The sequence below is a fragment of the Paenibacillus sp. J31R30 genome (genome assembly GCF_059692115.1).
The window spans coordinates 180,326-195,287 of record NZ_JCAUAV010000005.1; the positions used below are offsets into that span (position 1 = coordinate 180,326).

The window sequence follows — 14,962 nt, forward strand, 5'->3', positions numbered from 1 at the left end:
GCGCCAAGAGGTCTATCCCTCTTGGCGCTTTTGCTATTTATTCGTCAACCGTCCGTACGTTTCCTTATCACAAATGACGAACAATCTGGCTCCCTGCGGAATCTTCTCATGGAGCCTTTTGTTAATATTCAGATGCTCGCCATCTGAGATGAGTGTGGCACCCTTTTGCAGCAAATCCTGAAAAGCATCATGGAACGTCACCCACTTCGTCTGAGCAGGGATCTCGTAAAGGTCCTCACCACTCGGCGTGCGTGTCAGCAGTTGGGTTAGGATCTTAGAACTGCCCGGGTTGAACGCTGAGCGTACCGCGAGCTGGGAAATGGTTTCACTGCCGAAGATGAACTCATCAATCCGAATATGTTGAAAGTTGGGCAGATTCTGCTTATCACGGATCTCCACAATCGTATACACGTGGTTATAGTTGCGTTCGACGGTCGTGGCGACCAGTAAGGTTTTGCCATCGACGAAGGCCGGATCTCGAATTGTGTTCTGGAACTGCGTCACCTCATCAGCGAAAATGAAGACCGCTCTCGCCTTGGACGTATTCGCCATTTCGAGTGTCGTCACGAGCTGCGGGTTGCCAAGCACATAATGCACACGTTCATGCTGAATGGGCGATTTTTCCAGTGTATCTATGAGTACAATCTCCACAAGGGGGTCTGAATTCAGAATTTCCTTAATCGCATTCTCCGCATGCTGACTCCAATCAATAATGACAAAATGGTTCGACCCCGCAAACTTCAATTTCCCTTCCTCCTTCATGCGCTGGTATACAAACAAGGCGTCCACGACTTTGCTAATTGTAATAGAAATAAGGCCGATACCGAAGATGTAGACGACGATACCTAAGTATTTGCCTGCGACCGTATGGGGATAAAAGTCGCCATAGCCGACAGTCGTAACTGTCGTCATCACCCACCAGAAGCCATTAAATCGGCTCTCGAAGGTGCTCGGTTCGAGCTCATACGCTAACAGGGAGCTGCCCGCAATGAACACAACAGCTAGGCCAAAAACAAAGAGATTATTCCACCTTATCAGACGCAAAAGGAATTTCGAGAAGAAAAGCATGGTGACCTCCTCACAGGCATCCGCCTAACATTTACCAATGCAATCATTGTAGCATATCATCCAAAACGCTTATATATGAAGGAATGAGAAAATACCATGGATACGGAAAAACCCCAGCGCCAAGTTGGTTGGCACCAGGGTTATCTTCATGTACAGGCTGTCTCCAGCTTATTTTGCAGCTTTCTTTGCCCATTTGGCTTGCATAGCACTTTCAATCTCCGCATAAACCTGCTCGGTTGTTTTGCCATCCGTGGAGATACCTAATTTGGCTGCTCGCTTGGTCACAGCTTCGGATACCTTCGCTTGTTTCGCTGCTTTCTTTGCTGCTTTGGCAGCCTTCATAGCTGTGCGAATTTCTTTGGCTGTTTTGCCATCCGTCACGATACCCGCTTCGGTCGCTTTCGCTTGCAGCTTCGTCAAAGCGGCTGCTTTCAGCGCTGCTTTGAGCTCCTTGTTCGTCAGCCCGTCCGCGCTCACGCCGAGCTTAGTCGCCTTCTCCTGCAGCTTCACGGTTACAGCGGCTTTGATTTCTGTTTTGAGCTGCTCAGCTGTCTTGCCATCTGTGGAGATTCCCAATTTCGCTGCCGCAGCATTCAACTTCTCAGTGTGCTTAGCTGTGACTGTTGTTTTCAGCTCAGCCTTGATCTCCTTATTCGTTTTCCCATCCGTCGATATGCCAAAAGCTTGCGCTTTTTCTAGTAACAGTTGCTTCATAGGATGAAATTTCGGTGTCGAAGACGCTGTTGCATCTCCTTGTGCACCTTCGGCGAATGCCGCTAACGGAACGGAACATACAATCGCACCTACCAACACTATTCCTGCTAACTTCTTCAACATGTGGAATCACTCCTCGATTCATTTAATGGTTGTGTACCTTACGAAACCTATCTTAACCCATAGTTATGTCATAAGTTTGTCATGCGAGGACATTGTTCCGATTGGCAAAAAGATTTTGAAAACCGTCCCAGCCCCCAGCTGTGACTCCACACGAATCGAACCGCCATGCGCTTCAATGATGTGTTTGCAAATCGTCAGACCCAGCCCAGCGCCAGCTCGATTGCGGCTTTCGTCCGCTTTGTAGAAACGATCAAACAAATACGGAAGCTTCTCCGGTGCAATGCCCTGCCCATGATCCCAGACTTCGACCCAGCGCTCATGTCTGATCGCCTTGATTCGAATCCCCGCTTGCGAGCCCTCTGGAATGTGGTTAATCGCATTGTCCAACAAATTGATGAACACCTGCCTCAACCGATCGGCGTCAGCCTGTACGGTATATGGGCCTTCCACGTCGGCGCTGAGCTCGATGCCTTTGCCTTTCGCCTTCATCTTCAGCTGTGTCACCACGAGCCCTATCAACTCAGGGAGATCAACGGCTTGCATAGTTAACTTCACTTGCTTCTCCTCAAAAGAGGACAGCTCCAGCAGATCATCCACCAAATGGCTCAATCGGAGTGTCTCCTGGAGGGAGATATCGATGAACTCTTTTGCATCCTCAGGCCCTACTACGCCATCAGTAATTCCCTGCAAGGAGGCCCGAATCGTCGTCAACGGAGTCCGCAGCTCGTGTGAAATTTCAGAGAGGAACCGCTTGCGGCCTTCTTCGACCTTTTGCAGCTTGCCCGCCATTCGGTTCAGGGAACCGGAAAGCGAGGCGATTTCATCTTTGCCACGCACCGGCACCCTGCCGCCAAAATCCCCCAGCGCCAGCGCCTCGGCGGTCTTGCTCATTTGTTGAATCGGCTTCACAAAATGACGCGAAACAAAATACAAAACTGCAATCGCCAGTAAGGCGACAACGAGCGCAGATGCATAAATAGCGCGATTAATCTCATTGATCGTACCTTGAATGTTCACGATAGGCGTGTACAGGAAAATCGCCCCAACCACCCGACTGTCCTGTAGGACAGGACGTCCGACAATGAGCATTTTGACCGTACTGTTCGTGGTAAAATTACTCTTCACTGTCACCGGATTGCCGGCGAGCACCTTCTCCACCCAACCGAACTTCGCGGGGACCTCGCCCACGGTCTGAATTTTATCCAAGGTAGCGCGAGGATGCCGAATCACAGAAACACGCACATTCGACGTGCGCTCTAGGGTATTAATTTGCTTGCGGAAATCCTTCTGAGCCGTCGAATTATCGAACAAATCCTTCGCCAGCTCCTCCACTTGCTCCACCTTTTCCAGAAGCAGCTTCTCGCTCCGTTCATACGTCTTCTGTTTCATCGTGTAGCCGATCGTGCTCGAAATGGCTAGAATCGACACCACCGTTATGGAAATATAGATGAATAATAGCTTGCTATAAAAGGAATTCAGCATGCGCCAGGTCCCTCGAACTTATACCCGACTCCCCATACCGTGCGGATACTCCAGTCCTCTTTCCGCTCCGTGAGTGCCGAAAGCTTCTGTCTTAATCGTTTGATGTACAAATCGACTACACGATCCTCACCATCGAAATCCCACCCCCAGATCTTGGCGATCAGATCCTCACGGGTAAATACTTGATTCGGATTACGTACGAAAAACAGCAGCAGTTCGTACTCCTTCTTCGGTAGAGACACCGCTTGCCCTTCGACCATCACCTCATGCCCCACGCTATCCACGCGCAGACTGCCGATCTCATAGATATGCGCCGCTGGCATGACTTGCGTGCGCAGCACCGTTCGGCGAAGAATCGACGTTACCCGTGCGACCAGCTCATTCGGGTCAAACGGCTTCACCAGATAGTCGTCGGCTCCCATCCGCAGGCCCTCGACGCGCTCATCCACGTGGCCCCGCGCTGTTAGCATCAGAATCGGCACATCGCTCTGGGCGCGGATATTCTGACAGACAGACCAACCGTCGCGCTTCGGCAGCATAATATCCAGCACGATGAAATCCGGCTGCAGCTCCTTAAACCTCGTAAGCGCTTGCTCACCGTCGTTCGCGGTCGCCACTTCGAAGCCGTTCTTTTCCAGGTACAGCTTCGTGATTTTACATATATTCAGATCATCATCTACGACTAATACCGTTGTCACGCGAGGTCACGCTCCCTAATTGAACCATTATCCTTTTATTTTACTGAATAATTGTGAAGAAATTATTTATAAAACACATTTTTATAGAAAAAGAGAAAATACGCTCCCTAATATACGCATTTTAGTTGCTATAGCGGATTTGCATGCCTTTATAGCTTGTTTTATGCTTGAATTGATCTTTTGACCTTGCATGTACGAATATGGATTTGTCATTTTCCCAATAGGCAATAAACTCATCATTAGAAATGAATATATTTCCACTACGGTTCTTTAAATCAGAATTAGCTTTAATCAGTGAAAGATGATAGCTATAGTCTGTCGTAGCTCCACAGTCTCTTCTAAACACAACTAGTTTGTAATTACCATCGGGCTGATTATGTTCAGAGATAATCTCATTTCCGCACATTCCTGAAAACAAGTTAGTCGCCAAAAAAAACAACATAGCTAAGCCTACACTCATGGTTAAACCTGTTGCGAAAACAATAATTGCTATTACTTTAGCTGCAACTCTGATACGACTCCTTTTGTCGGGTTCTTCCGCTGACCAATCCGTTGGTTGATCCATTCGAATCTCCTTTTATCGTGAATTCCAATTCATTTTTCCATTCCTAAACTATTCGCGAAGGACTGACGCTGTCCTGCTATGCGCGAATAGCGAGAAAATGCAAATAGGCATCCTTTTACCCGCAAATTTCTTAGGTAGAAGTACATGCTTGCGAAAATGCATCTTTTCCCCATGAATGAACCCATTCCGGGTGATTTCCCTCCAAATAACTGCATATTTGCATCTTTCCTGCCTATTTCGAACAAAAGGCCCAACAAAGCCTGCACATTTGCACTTTTGCAGGTTTTGTGGAGCTGGAAGCATGGAGCCCGCCCCTTATTGCGGGGCCTGAAATATGAAAACCCCCTAGCATCCGCTAGGGGGTCTTGGTTTATATTCGTTCGTTACACGACGAACGAGCTTTTCAACGATACGATCAAGTTGAACACCAGATGATCAGGTGTTGTGTACTTCGGATCCACGTTGAAGTAGCCGTGGCGGAAGAACTGGAACTTATCATGCGGGTTCGCGCTCTTCATGTTGTCTTCGACGAAGCCTTGTACGATTTGCAAGGAGTTCGGGTTCAAGTTCTCGAGGAACGATGCGCCTTCTTCGCCTTCCTCATCGTCCAAGATCAAAGGCTCATACAAGCGGAATTCCGCTGGTACCGCACTTTTCGCATCCACCCAGTGGATGGTGCCTTTGACTTTACGGCCAGTGAAGCCGCTGCCGCTTTTCGTCTCAACATCATAGGTGCAATGCAACTCAACAACGTTGCCATCGGCGTCCTTGATGAAGTCGTTGCACTTGATGAAGTAGGCGTTTTTCAAGCGCACTTCGTTGCCAGGGAAAAGACGGAAATACTTCGCCGGCGGATTTTCCATGAAATCGTCTTGCTCGATATAGATCTCGCGGGAGAACGGAATCATGCGATTGCCCATTTCCGGGTTCTCGGAATTATTCTCCGCTTCCAACATCTCGACTTGATCCTCTGGATAGTTGGTGATGACGACTTTCAGCGGATTTAGCACGCCCATCGTGCGCATCGCCTTCAGCTTCAAATCCTCGCGGATGAAGTGATCCAGCATTTTCGCATCGACAACGCTATAGCTGCGGGCCACGCCGATTTCGCGCGCGAAATTGCGAATGGATTCCGCTGTGTAGCCTCTGCGACGAAGTCCAGAGATGGTCGGCATCCGCGGATCGTCCCAACCGTCAACAGCTTTCTCGTCAACGAGTTGTTTCAGCTTTCTTTTGCTCATCACCGTATTCGTTAAGTTCAAGCGTGCAAATTCATACTGTCTCGGCACATTCGGCATTTCACACTCACGAATAACCCAGTCATAGAACGGACGTTGATCTTCAAATTCCAATGTACAAATCGAGTGCGTCACGCCCTCAATCGCATCTTCCAACGGGTGCGCGTAAGCATACATCGGATAGATGCACCAAGCGTCTCCTGTGTTATGGTGATGCGCATGTACAACGCGGTAAATAACCGGATCACGGAAGTTGATATTCGGTGAGGACATATCGATTTTGGCGCGAAGCACGCGCTCGCCATCCTTGAACTCGCCAGCACGCATACGCTCAAACAGCGCAAGATTCTCTTCTACTGTACGATCACGGTGAGGACTGTTCGTTCCTGGTTGTGTCAGTGTTCCACGCGTTTCACGGATTTCATCCGCTGTTTGGTCGTCCACGAAAGCCAAGCCTTTGCGAATCAACACAAGCGCACGTTGGTACATCTCCTCGAAATAATCCGATGCAAAAAACAAGCCGTCCCATTCAAAGCCAAGCCATGCGACATCCGCTTTAATGGATTCCACGTATTCGGTATCTTCCTTAACGGGATTCGTATCGTCAAATCGCAGGTTCGTTCTTCCTTTGAATTCATCTGCAAGCTCGAAATTAAGACAAATTGACTTCGCATGTCCTATATGAAGGTAACCGTTCGGTTCCGGGGGAAAACGGGTCACGATCTGACTAACTTTGCCTGATTTCAAATCTTCGTTTACAATGTTCTTAATGAAATTAGAGGGTGTACCTGCAGTTGCTACTGTACTCTTCGTTTCCATATGTGCCCAGCCTTTCTCCCACGGGTTAAAGTTTTATTTTCTATCATACACTAAATGGTACTCAAATATAAAGGAGCCAATGAGATGGAATCATTCGAGCATTACTTAGATCAATATGCAGAGCTGGCCATACGCGTCGGATTAAATGTACAAAAGGATCAAACCGTCGTCATCTCAACACCGATAGCGTGTGCGGATTTCGTACGCAAGCTGGCGCAGAAGGCCTATGACGCTGGTGCCAAGGATGTTGTCGTAGACTGGGATGACGACGTAGTGAAGGCGCTTCGACTGAAGCATGCACCCGAAGATACACTTCGGACCTACCCCGCATGGCGCGCCAACGGGATGGAAGAGATGGCTAAAGAAGGTGCAGCGTTCTTGTCTATTTATGCGCCTAACTCGGACTTACTCAAAGATATTGATCCAGCTCGCGTCGCGATGTCCAGCAAAGCAGCAGCTACAGCCCGAGCAGGCTACCTGAACTATACACGCAGTAACAAAGTCAACTGGCTTATGGTTTCCTACCCAACACCTGAATGGTCAGCGAAGGTATTCCCGCATTTAGGCGAGGCTGAGCGAATTCAGAAGCTGTGGGAGCAAATTTTCAAGCTGACGCGTGCTGATTTAGCTGATCCTGTGACGGCATGGAAAGAACATATCGGCACCTTGACCGCGAAGCAAAACCTGCTTAACAACAAGAAGTTCAAGCAGCTGCATTTCCAAGCACCAGGCACAGACCTGTACATAGAGCTAGCACCGAAGCATCAATGGGTTGCCGCAGGCAGCGAATCCGAGAAGGGCATTTTCTTCGTACCGAACATCCCGACCGAAGAAGTGTTCACAATGCCAGCTCGTAACGGAACAAATGGGACGGTTCGCAGCACCCTGCCGCTAAGCTACCAAGGCTCGTTAATCGATGGCTTCTCCGTAACCTTCAAAGATGGCCGCGTCGTCGAAGCGACTGCTGAAGTGGGTCAAGAAGTGCTCAACAACATGCTGAATATGGATGAAGGCTCTCGTTATTTGGGCGAAGTTGCCCTCGTACCTTACGACTCGCCGATTTCACAGTCAGGCCTAATCTACTACAACACACTTTTTGACGAAAATGCTTCCTGTCACGTCGCGCTCGGCAACTCCTATCCGTTCACCATTGAGGGTGGGACTGCAATGAGCGCCGAAGAACTGGCTGAAAACGGTTATAACAAGAGCTTAATCCATGTGGATTTCATGATTGGATCCAAGGATATGGCGATTGACGGAATTCAAGCAGACGGTACACGCGAGCCACTATTCCGTAATGGAAACTGGGCATAAGGCTCGACCGGAAGCCTCTATATAACGTAAGAAGACCGCTCATACCTTGGAGTATCTCCAGGTTTGAGCGGTCTTCTGTGTGTCTAATCCTCGTCCTCTGGACCCGGTGCACTCATCATGCTGGTCTGCAATGTTTGAACGACGGCCGCCTTCTTCAGCTGCCACTTGCCCTTGTGCCATTTCCACATCGAAGTGACATAGCCTAACGTATCCGCATTGGCGATACCAGTGATACGCTGAACACCCTTCAACTCACAAGAGCCGTCTTTTTTCACATCGACAGGCTTCAACAAGCTGTATGCATCCACATTGACGATGATCGGCTTCACAATCTTCCCTTGATTGTAGATGCCAAATTGCTCGTAAGCCTCCTTGCGATCCGCAATATCTAGTGTGAAGGATTTACCGGTTTCCTCGATTTTCATCTTCACCTTATAGTTATTCTTAAAGGTCGCTTTGACATGCAGCGGTTCTGGCATCGGGATTGCAGTGGGTACGTTATTTTTGAGCGAATAAATATAATTCGAAGTGAACCCGCCACTGCCCCCGGTATCGGAAGTTACATAGATCTGAGGCAGCTTGTCGTGGATAAAGTCACAAAAATCCATCTTCGGGTTATATCCGCCTTCCAGCGGAATGACTACCTGTGCCTGACCCTGTCCAACGACGGAGATAAACAGCTTGTCATAATAAGGACTGTTCATATCCGATTGGAGTCCGACCAGAGAGACGATGTCGAATTTGCCATCGCCCGTGACGTCGATCTCACGTGTTTGGATGAGCTGGCCTTGTCCACCTTGAGGCGGCGTTAGTTGTGGCGAGGGGGGAGGCACCGTCTGAGTGAAGGCCTCTGCCGATCCGCCGAAGGCCAAGCCGCCGCTCAGAATAACACCGATAGCTGCGGTGTGCAGCGCTATTGTAAACCTTTTTCTAAAACGAGACATTCTTCGCACTTCCCATCATGGAATTGAATTCAGTATATTATTTCAAATGTTTCCATGAGGTATGCGGAAAACAACTACAAAACTGGCGGTCTGCGATACAATGTTGCCTGCTCAAGGGCATATGCAAGCTTAATCAGCGTCGGTTCACTGAATGCTCCGGCCGCAAACATAACACCCATAGGGCCTTTGCGCGTGTAACCGGCGGGTACAATCAGCAGCGGATAGCCTGCTCTGGCGGCAATATCCTCGCCTTCATCTTTTGGAAAGAACAACGCATCGAGTTGATACGTCTGGAGGGCATGGTCAATCCCTTGCGCGCGTGTGAGCTCTCTATATCGATGGAGACTCCTCAAATAAGCTTCCTCAGTCAGCGTTCCATGCGTATCCTCTGAGCTAATCAGCGTATCCTGCCCGTAAACTAGCGCCTTCTCCGCATGAGCTTCATTAAAGGCGATGACCTCCTGCAGCGAGTGTACGTGATGTGGAGCTAGCTTTTCGAGATAGGCGTCCAGGTCTCTTTTAAACTCGTACAGCAGCACATCATAGTTCCACTCGGCATCTTGGCAAGGAAGCACCACATCATCAATGACAACCGCGCCCTCGTCGCGTAAAACTTGAATAGCCCGCTCGGCGATCTGCCGTTCTTCCTCATCCAACTGCTGATAATACCAGCGTGGAATCCCTATTCGGGCTTGCTGAAGCCCTTTTCTTTCCAGAAATACCGTGTAATCCCGATGACCCTGACCGTCACTCGCTAAGCTATGTGCATCCGAAGCATCTACACCTGTCATCACGCCGAGCAGAACAGCTGCATCGCTCACAGTTCGAGTCATTGGACCTGGCGTGTCCTGACTGCTAGAAAGCGGAATAATGCCTGAACGACTTAATAAACCCACGGTTGGCTTCAAGCCGACTAGACTGTTATGACCTGCCGGATTGACGATCGATCCTGACGTCTCAGTGCCGATGGCACCTGCTGCAAAGCCCGCCGCAATCGCCGCACCTGACCCCGAGCTAGAGCCGCCTACCTCAAATACGCCCGGTCCGTAAGGGTTCACTACCTGCCCACCTCTTGAGCTATAACCTGAAGGCATCGCAACAGCCATGAAATTCGCCCATTCCGTCATATTCACCTTGCCGAGCAGCACAGCACCTGCCTCACGCAGCTTGGCTGCGATATAGGCATCTTCTGTCGCCACATGCTCCGCCAAACTCAACGACCCTGCACTGGTATGCATGCGGTCAGCGGTCTGAATATTATCTTTGAGCAAAATAGGAATCCCATGCAGTGGGCCACGACTCCTACCTTCTCGACGTTCCCGATCCAAAGCTTCCGCCATCTCTAGCGCATCTGGATTTAGCTCCAATACAGCATTAATTTTGGCATTATAAGCTTCGATACGCCCTGTATAGTAGGCAACCAATGCTACCGAGCTGGTTTCCTGTCGCTCCATCGCAAGCTGAAGTGTTTGAATATCTGCGTTTGCCATAAATTCGTCCGATATAAGCATCATCTTTCACCGCCACCCTTCCACTATTCATGCTACACTTATTCCCTAGGCTTTGTGTTATACCTTCTACAACACTACCAGAATCAATGAGGTGCTTTTTTTGAAAATAGATCGTCTACTCGCCATCACTATGCTGCTGCTCAATCGTCGACGCATTAGTGCCAAGGAGCTTTCTGAACGATTTGAAGTGTCCTTGCGCACCATCTATCGGGATGTGGAAGCCATTAACCAAGCTGGTATTCCCGTCGTTTCCTATGCGGGGCTGAGTGGTGGTTATGAAATCATGGACCAATATCGGCTCGACCGCCAGTTTCTATCCCTGGAAGAACTGCAATCGATCATCATCGGTCTCAAAGGGATTCGCGCTTCCGTCGGCGACCAAGAGATCAGCAATTTGCTAGATAAGGTCGGCGCATTAGTGGCCAAATCCGAGCAGCCCGCTGCAGCTCAATTAGGCAACCAACTCATCCTCGACATCAATCCATGGCAGAATGGGCATCAAAATCTAGAGCAGCTAACAGCCCTCCGCACCGCAATTAAGGAGACAAGGCTCGTCACCTTTTCCTATATCTCATCGCAAAGTGAACCTTCCGTGCGAACCGTCGAGCCCATGGGCATCGTGGTCAAAGGCTTCGGCTGGTATTTGTACGGATACTGCTTGCTGCGGGAGGATTTTCGAGTGTTTCGATTATCCCGTATGCATGGAGTCGACGTGCTCCCCCAAACGTTCGAACGCAAGCAAGAAACGCTGGAACAGCTGGATTATGGCTGGGGCAAAAGAGACCCCTCCACCCTCATTACGCTCGTGCTCCATGCGCAGCCGAATATCAGGGCGAAGATCGAAGACTACTTCCGCCCTGAGCAAGTGACCATCCAGACCGATGGAACGCTGATGGTAAGAGCTATACAGCCCGATGAGCCTTGGCTGCACGGCATGCTGCTCGGCTATGGTCCCAGCCTGCGTATTCTAGAGCCTGCGCATATCGCAGACGCAGTCAAAGAGATGGCCGAAAAAATAGTTGCGCTCTATTCGACTCACTGACATTCTGTTGTCAGGGATGTTTGTCTATAATGTGGATATGAGAAAACCTCTATCGAGGCCATTCATGGATGAGCGACCGCGTTTAATGGTAGGTTTTATCGCCAATAAGAAAACAGGTTTTCGTGAAACGAAAACTTATACTTTCTTATGTGGTAACAAATTTGAGGAGGATCACCCTAATGTTTAAAACGATTGCGGATTTTGTAACTGAATACACACAAGAAGCCAAAGCAACCCAGCGTGTACTGGATGCTCTGACCGATGCTTCCCTTTCCCAACGCATCACGCCTGAATTCCGCCCCCTAGGGCAAATCGCTTGGCACATCGCCACAACGATCCACGAAATGCTGTCTCGCACTGGACTGACATTCACCGCACCTGAAGGAGAAGAGCATGCCCCTGCTTCTGCCCAAACCATCGCTGACACCTACCGCTCCTCCGCTGCCGCAGCCATCGAAGCGATTCAGTCGCAATGGACAGAGGCGAAGTTGACCGAAACCAGCGATATGTATGGCGATCAGTGGCCTAATGGGCTCACGCTGCGCATCCTCATCTCGCATGAAATCCACCACCGCGGAGAAATGTTCGTATTGATGCGCCAAGCTGGGCTGCGCGTTCCGGACATTTATGGTCCGACGAAGGAATGCTGGGTTGAAATGGGTATGCAGCCATTAGTGTAAAAAGCAGGATCTTTATCAAAATAGCGTCCTCTCGTTCCGTTACGTTTGTTTTAGGCATCAAACAGAAAGAGTCGTCTCCACAGGTCCTCTGAACTCTAGAACTTGTGGGACAACTCTTTTTTATTTGTTAGACGTTTTATCCCCTACGAGCCTATCCACCGAACCATCCTTATACCCCACGATCACCTGACTCGCCATCCCCACAAAAAGCCCATTCTCCACAACACCCGGAATCCCATTCATCTCATGGTGAAGTACAGCAGGATTCGGAATGTTCCCGAAGTGGCAGTCCAAAATATAGTTCCCGTTGTCCGTCACATAGGGCTGATGGTCGGCAACTCTAACTTTGGGCTCGCAGCCTAGGGCACGGAGCTTCCGCATCGTCAACTCATAACCAAACTTCACAACTTCAACAGGGAGTGGAAAGGTCCCCAGCTGAGCAACGACTTTACTTTCATCTACCACGATGATCAGTTTCTTGCTCGAAAAGGCAACGATTTTCTCTCGCAACAGCGCACCTCCACCGCCTTTGATTAAGTGCCATGCAGGGCTAACTTCGTCTGCCCCATCTATCGTTACATCAATTTCTGTAATATCTGCAAAAGGAATCAGCGGGATACCCAACTCTTTAGCTAGGTTCTCGGACGCTACCGAGGTGGCAACTGCTTGAATCTGCAGGCCGTTACGTACCCGAACACCGAGTCCTTGAATTGCCCAATAGGCTGTCGAGCCCGTCCCCAATCCAACGATCATCCCCTCTTGGATCTCTTCGATTGCTAATTCTGCTGCTGCTTTTTTGGCTTCCACCCGTGCACACTCCTAACTTCCACTGATCGGAATACTATCTAACTATTTTAACACAAAAAGGAAATTTCAACGGAATGCCGTTCGTGCAGTATTGTATGCGGGGATTCGTCTCATCCGTTATACTGGAAGAAAAAGGAGGCGAACCTCGATGCAAAATCAAACAGCTCTCGTCACTGGCGCCAATTCCGGTATGGGCCTTGCCACCACAGTGGCACTGGCCAAACAAGGCGCCAAGGTTATCATGCTCTGCCGTAGCCGCGAGCGCGGCGAGCAGGCGCTCGTGGAAGCGCGCCGACAGAGCGGCTCCGCGCACATCGAGCTGATGCTGTGCGACCTCGCTTCGCTGGCGAGCATTCGGACATTTGCTGCGGCGTTTCTGGCCAAGCACGACGTGCTGGATGTGCTCGTGAACAACGCGGGCGTCGTCACCGTGAAGCGGCAAATCACAGCAGATGGCTTCGAGGCCATGATGGGTGTCAACCATCTCGGCCACTTCCTGCTGACCCAGCTTCTGCTGGACGCCATTATCCGCGCTCCGCAGGGGCGGATCGTCAATGTCTCCTCCGGCGCCCACAAAATCGGGCGCATCGATTGGACCAACCCTCACCTGCAGCGAGGGTTCCGGGTCTGGAACGGATACGCCCAGTCGAAGCTGGCGAATATCCTGTTCACCCGCGAGCTCGCGAAGCGGCTCGCCGGCACTTCAGCCACGGCCAACTCGCTCCATCCAGGAGCCGTGGCCACGAACATCGGTGTCGATCGCGACACCGGGTTTGGGAAGGCCGTGCATGCGATGATGCGGCCGTTTTTCTTGACGGCAGCGCAGGGTGCGGATACGGCGGTGTTTTTGGCCACGAGCCCGGACGTGCGGAGGGTCAGCGGCGAGTACTACTACAGGCGGCAGATTGCGCCTGTTTCGGCCCGAGCGAAAGACGACGCGCTAGCACGTCAGCTCTGGACTTGGAGCGAAGAGCAGGTCGGACTCACCGCTAAGTAACGGACGTCATGCACGCACGACCTCGCCAAATCGACGGATAGCTCATCCAATATAAGGGTACGTTATAGGGAGCATTTACCTTATTTGCGGAGTGTGACGACCCTTGGACTTCTTCCGTAGTCAAGAATCGCTAACTACCATGCAGTGGATTCTGCGAGCCATCGTAGGCTACTTTTTCTTGCTTATCACCGCCAAAGCATTGGGCCAACGCTCCATCTCACAGCTGCGCTTTCTTGATTTCGTCATCGCACTTATCCTAGGCAACATTATGGCTCACCCGCTCTCCGACGAGCACTTGGCCCTCAAAGGCTCCATGATCACTACCCTTGTGCTCGTTGTGCTGTATCTCTCTACCTCTTGGCTGAGTCTAAAATGGAACTTCCTCAAGCATCTCTTTGAACCGGCACCATTGACGCTTATTAAACACGGGCTGCTCCGTATGAACGGCCTGCGCAAAGCCAAAATCTCCGTCGATCACCTTTTCTCCGAGCTGCGCAAGCAACAAATTGAGGATATCCAGAAGGTTGCGCTTGCACTGTGGGAGCCTGGCGGGATGGTCTCGGTCTTCCTGGAGCCGCAGCATCAGTCAGTGACTGCTCAAGACATGGCTATCCCCAGCGATCCCTTCTCCCTCGTGAAGCCGATTATCATACAAGGTGCCTACGATAAAAAGCTGCTCGCGCAGCAAGGCAAGGATCTCGCATGGCTGGAGTCTCAGCTTCATGCTGCAAAGGTTGAGCTCGAGCACGTTGTACTCGCAACCATGGATGATCAAAATCAGTTCCGCGTGTACACGGGACTAGACACAGCTCAAGACGAACAGGCGCTGTAGTAAGCGTTGGTTCGTCTTTTTTGCGGCTTTTTGGTTGTTCTGTTTCACGCTGCAGATCAAGGTCATTGGACAAATACCGTGCATTTCTTCGTCGAAATGGACCAAAATCCCTCATTTCGTGCCCTCCC

General features: G+C 50.3%; 14 protein-coding genes. 5 read left to right on the plus strand and 9 right to left on the minus strand.

Going from position 1 to position 14,962, the window contains the following annotated elements:
• Positions 1-33: 33 nt before the first annotated feature.
• From AC58QO_RS19515 to AC58QO_RS19540, 6 genes are all read right to left on the minus strand, one after another.
• Positions 34-1,068, minus strand: coding sequence for a potassium channel family protein (locus AC58QO_RS19515; protein WP_497268422.1), 1,035 nt, complete (start codon positions 1,066-1,068; stop codon positions 34-36).
• A gap of 168 nt (positions 1,069-1,236) precedes the next feature.
• Positions 1,237-1,905, minus strand: a complete 669-nt coding sequence (locus AC58QO_RS19520) for a hypothetical protein (protein ID WP_497268423.1) — start codon at positions 1,903-1,905, stop codon at positions 1,237-1,239.
• Between the two features lie 63 nt (positions 1,906-1,968).
• On the minus strand, positions 1,969-3,387 hold the full coding sequence (locus AC58QO_RS19525) for a sensor histidine kinase (RefSeq protein ID WP_497268425.1): 1,419 nt from the start codon (positions 3,385-3,387) through the stop codon (positions 1,969-1,971).
• Positions 3,381-4,085 (minus strand): response regulator transcription factor, encoded by a 705-nt coding sequence (locus tag AC58QO_RS19530; protein WP_497268427.1) that lies wholly within the window; start codon positions 4,083-4,085, stop codon positions 3,381-3,383. Before AC58QO_RS19530 ends, AC58QO_RS19525 begins: the two co-directional genes overlap by 7 nt.
• A gap of 121 nt (positions 4,086-4,206) precedes the next feature.
• Positions 4,207-4,650 (minus strand): DUF5412 family protein, encoded by a 444-nt coding sequence (locus tag AC58QO_RS19535; protein ID WP_497268429.1) that lies wholly within the window; start codon positions 4,648-4,650, stop codon positions 4,207-4,209.
• A gap of 383 nt (positions 4,651-5,033) precedes the next feature.
• A complete protein-coding gene (locus tag AC58QO_RS19540; RefSeq protein WP_497268431.1) occupies positions 5,034-6,707 on the minus strand; it encodes a glutamine--tRNA ligase/YqeY domain fusion protein in 1,674 nt (557 codons plus the stop codon).
• An 84-nt stretch (positions 6,708-6,791) separates the two neighbouring features.
• On the opposite strand from AC58QO_RS19540, the gene AC58QO_RS19545 reads away from it, so the two are divergent.
• Positions 6,792-8,021 carry an aminopeptidase gene (locus AC58QO_RS19545; RefSeq protein WP_497268433.1) on the plus strand — a complete coding sequence of 410 codons (1,230 nt, stop codon included), beginning with the start codon at positions 6,792-6,794 and terminating at the stop codon, positions 8,019-8,021.
• An 83-nt stretch (positions 8,022-8,104) separates the two neighbouring features.
• Here the strand turns inward: AC58QO_RS19545 and AC58QO_RS19550 are convergent, their stop codons facing one another.
• Positions 8,105-8,965 carry a YybI family spore inner coat protein gene (locus AC58QO_RS19550; RefSeq protein WP_497268435.1) on the minus strand — a complete coding sequence of 287 codons (861 nt, stop codon included), beginning with the start codon at positions 8,963-8,965 and terminating at the stop codon, positions 8,105-8,107.
• Positions 8,966-9,039: 74 nt separating this feature from the next.
• Complete coding sequence (locus tag AC58QO_RS19555) at positions 9,040-10,479, minus strand: amidase family protein (RefSeq protein ID WP_497268437.1); 1,440 nt, start codon at positions 10,477-10,479, stop codon at positions 9,040-9,042.
• Positions 10,480-10,576: 97 nt separating this feature from the next.
• Between AC58QO_RS19555 and AC58QO_RS19560 the strand changes: the two genes are divergently transcribed.
• Positions 10,577-11,518: a helix-turn-helix transcriptional regulator gene (locus AC58QO_RS19560; protein ID WP_497268439.1), complete on the plus strand. Its 942-nt coding sequence runs from the start codon at positions 10,577-10,579 to the stop codon at positions 11,516-11,518.
• 179 nt (positions 11,519-11,697) lie between these two features.
• Entirely contained in the window at positions 11,698-12,198 is a 501-nt protein-coding gene (locus AC58QO_RS19565; protein WP_497268441.1) for a DinB family protein, read from the plus strand.
• Positions 12,199-12,318: 120 nt separating this feature from the next.
• Here AC58QO_RS19565 and rpiA read toward each other — a convergent pair whose 3' ends face one another.
• The gene (gene rpiA / locus AC58QO_RS19570; protein ID WP_497268443.1) at positions 12,319-13,005 is read right to left on the minus strand and encodes a ribose-5-phosphate isomerase RpiA; all 687 of its coding nucleotides are present in this window, start codon (positions 13,003-13,005) and stop codon (positions 12,319-12,321) included.
• A gap of 148 nt (positions 13,006-13,153) precedes the next feature.
• On the opposite strand from rpiA, the gene AC58QO_RS19575 reads away from it, so the two are divergent.
• Both AC58QO_RS19575 and AC58QO_RS19580 read left to right on the plus strand, forming a co-directional pair.
• On the plus strand, positions 13,154-14,002 hold the full coding sequence (locus tag AC58QO_RS19575; RefSeq protein ID WP_497268445.1) for an SDR family oxidoreductase: 849 nt from the start codon (positions 13,154-13,156) through the stop codon (positions 14,000-14,002).
• A gap of 103 nt (positions 14,003-14,105) precedes the next feature.
• Positions 14,106-14,834, plus strand: a complete 729-nt coding sequence (locus tag AC58QO_RS19580; protein ID WP_497268447.1) for a DUF421 domain-containing protein — start codon at positions 14,106-14,108, stop codon at positions 14,832-14,834.
• The last annotated feature ends 128 nt before the right edge of the window (positions 14,835-14,962 follow it).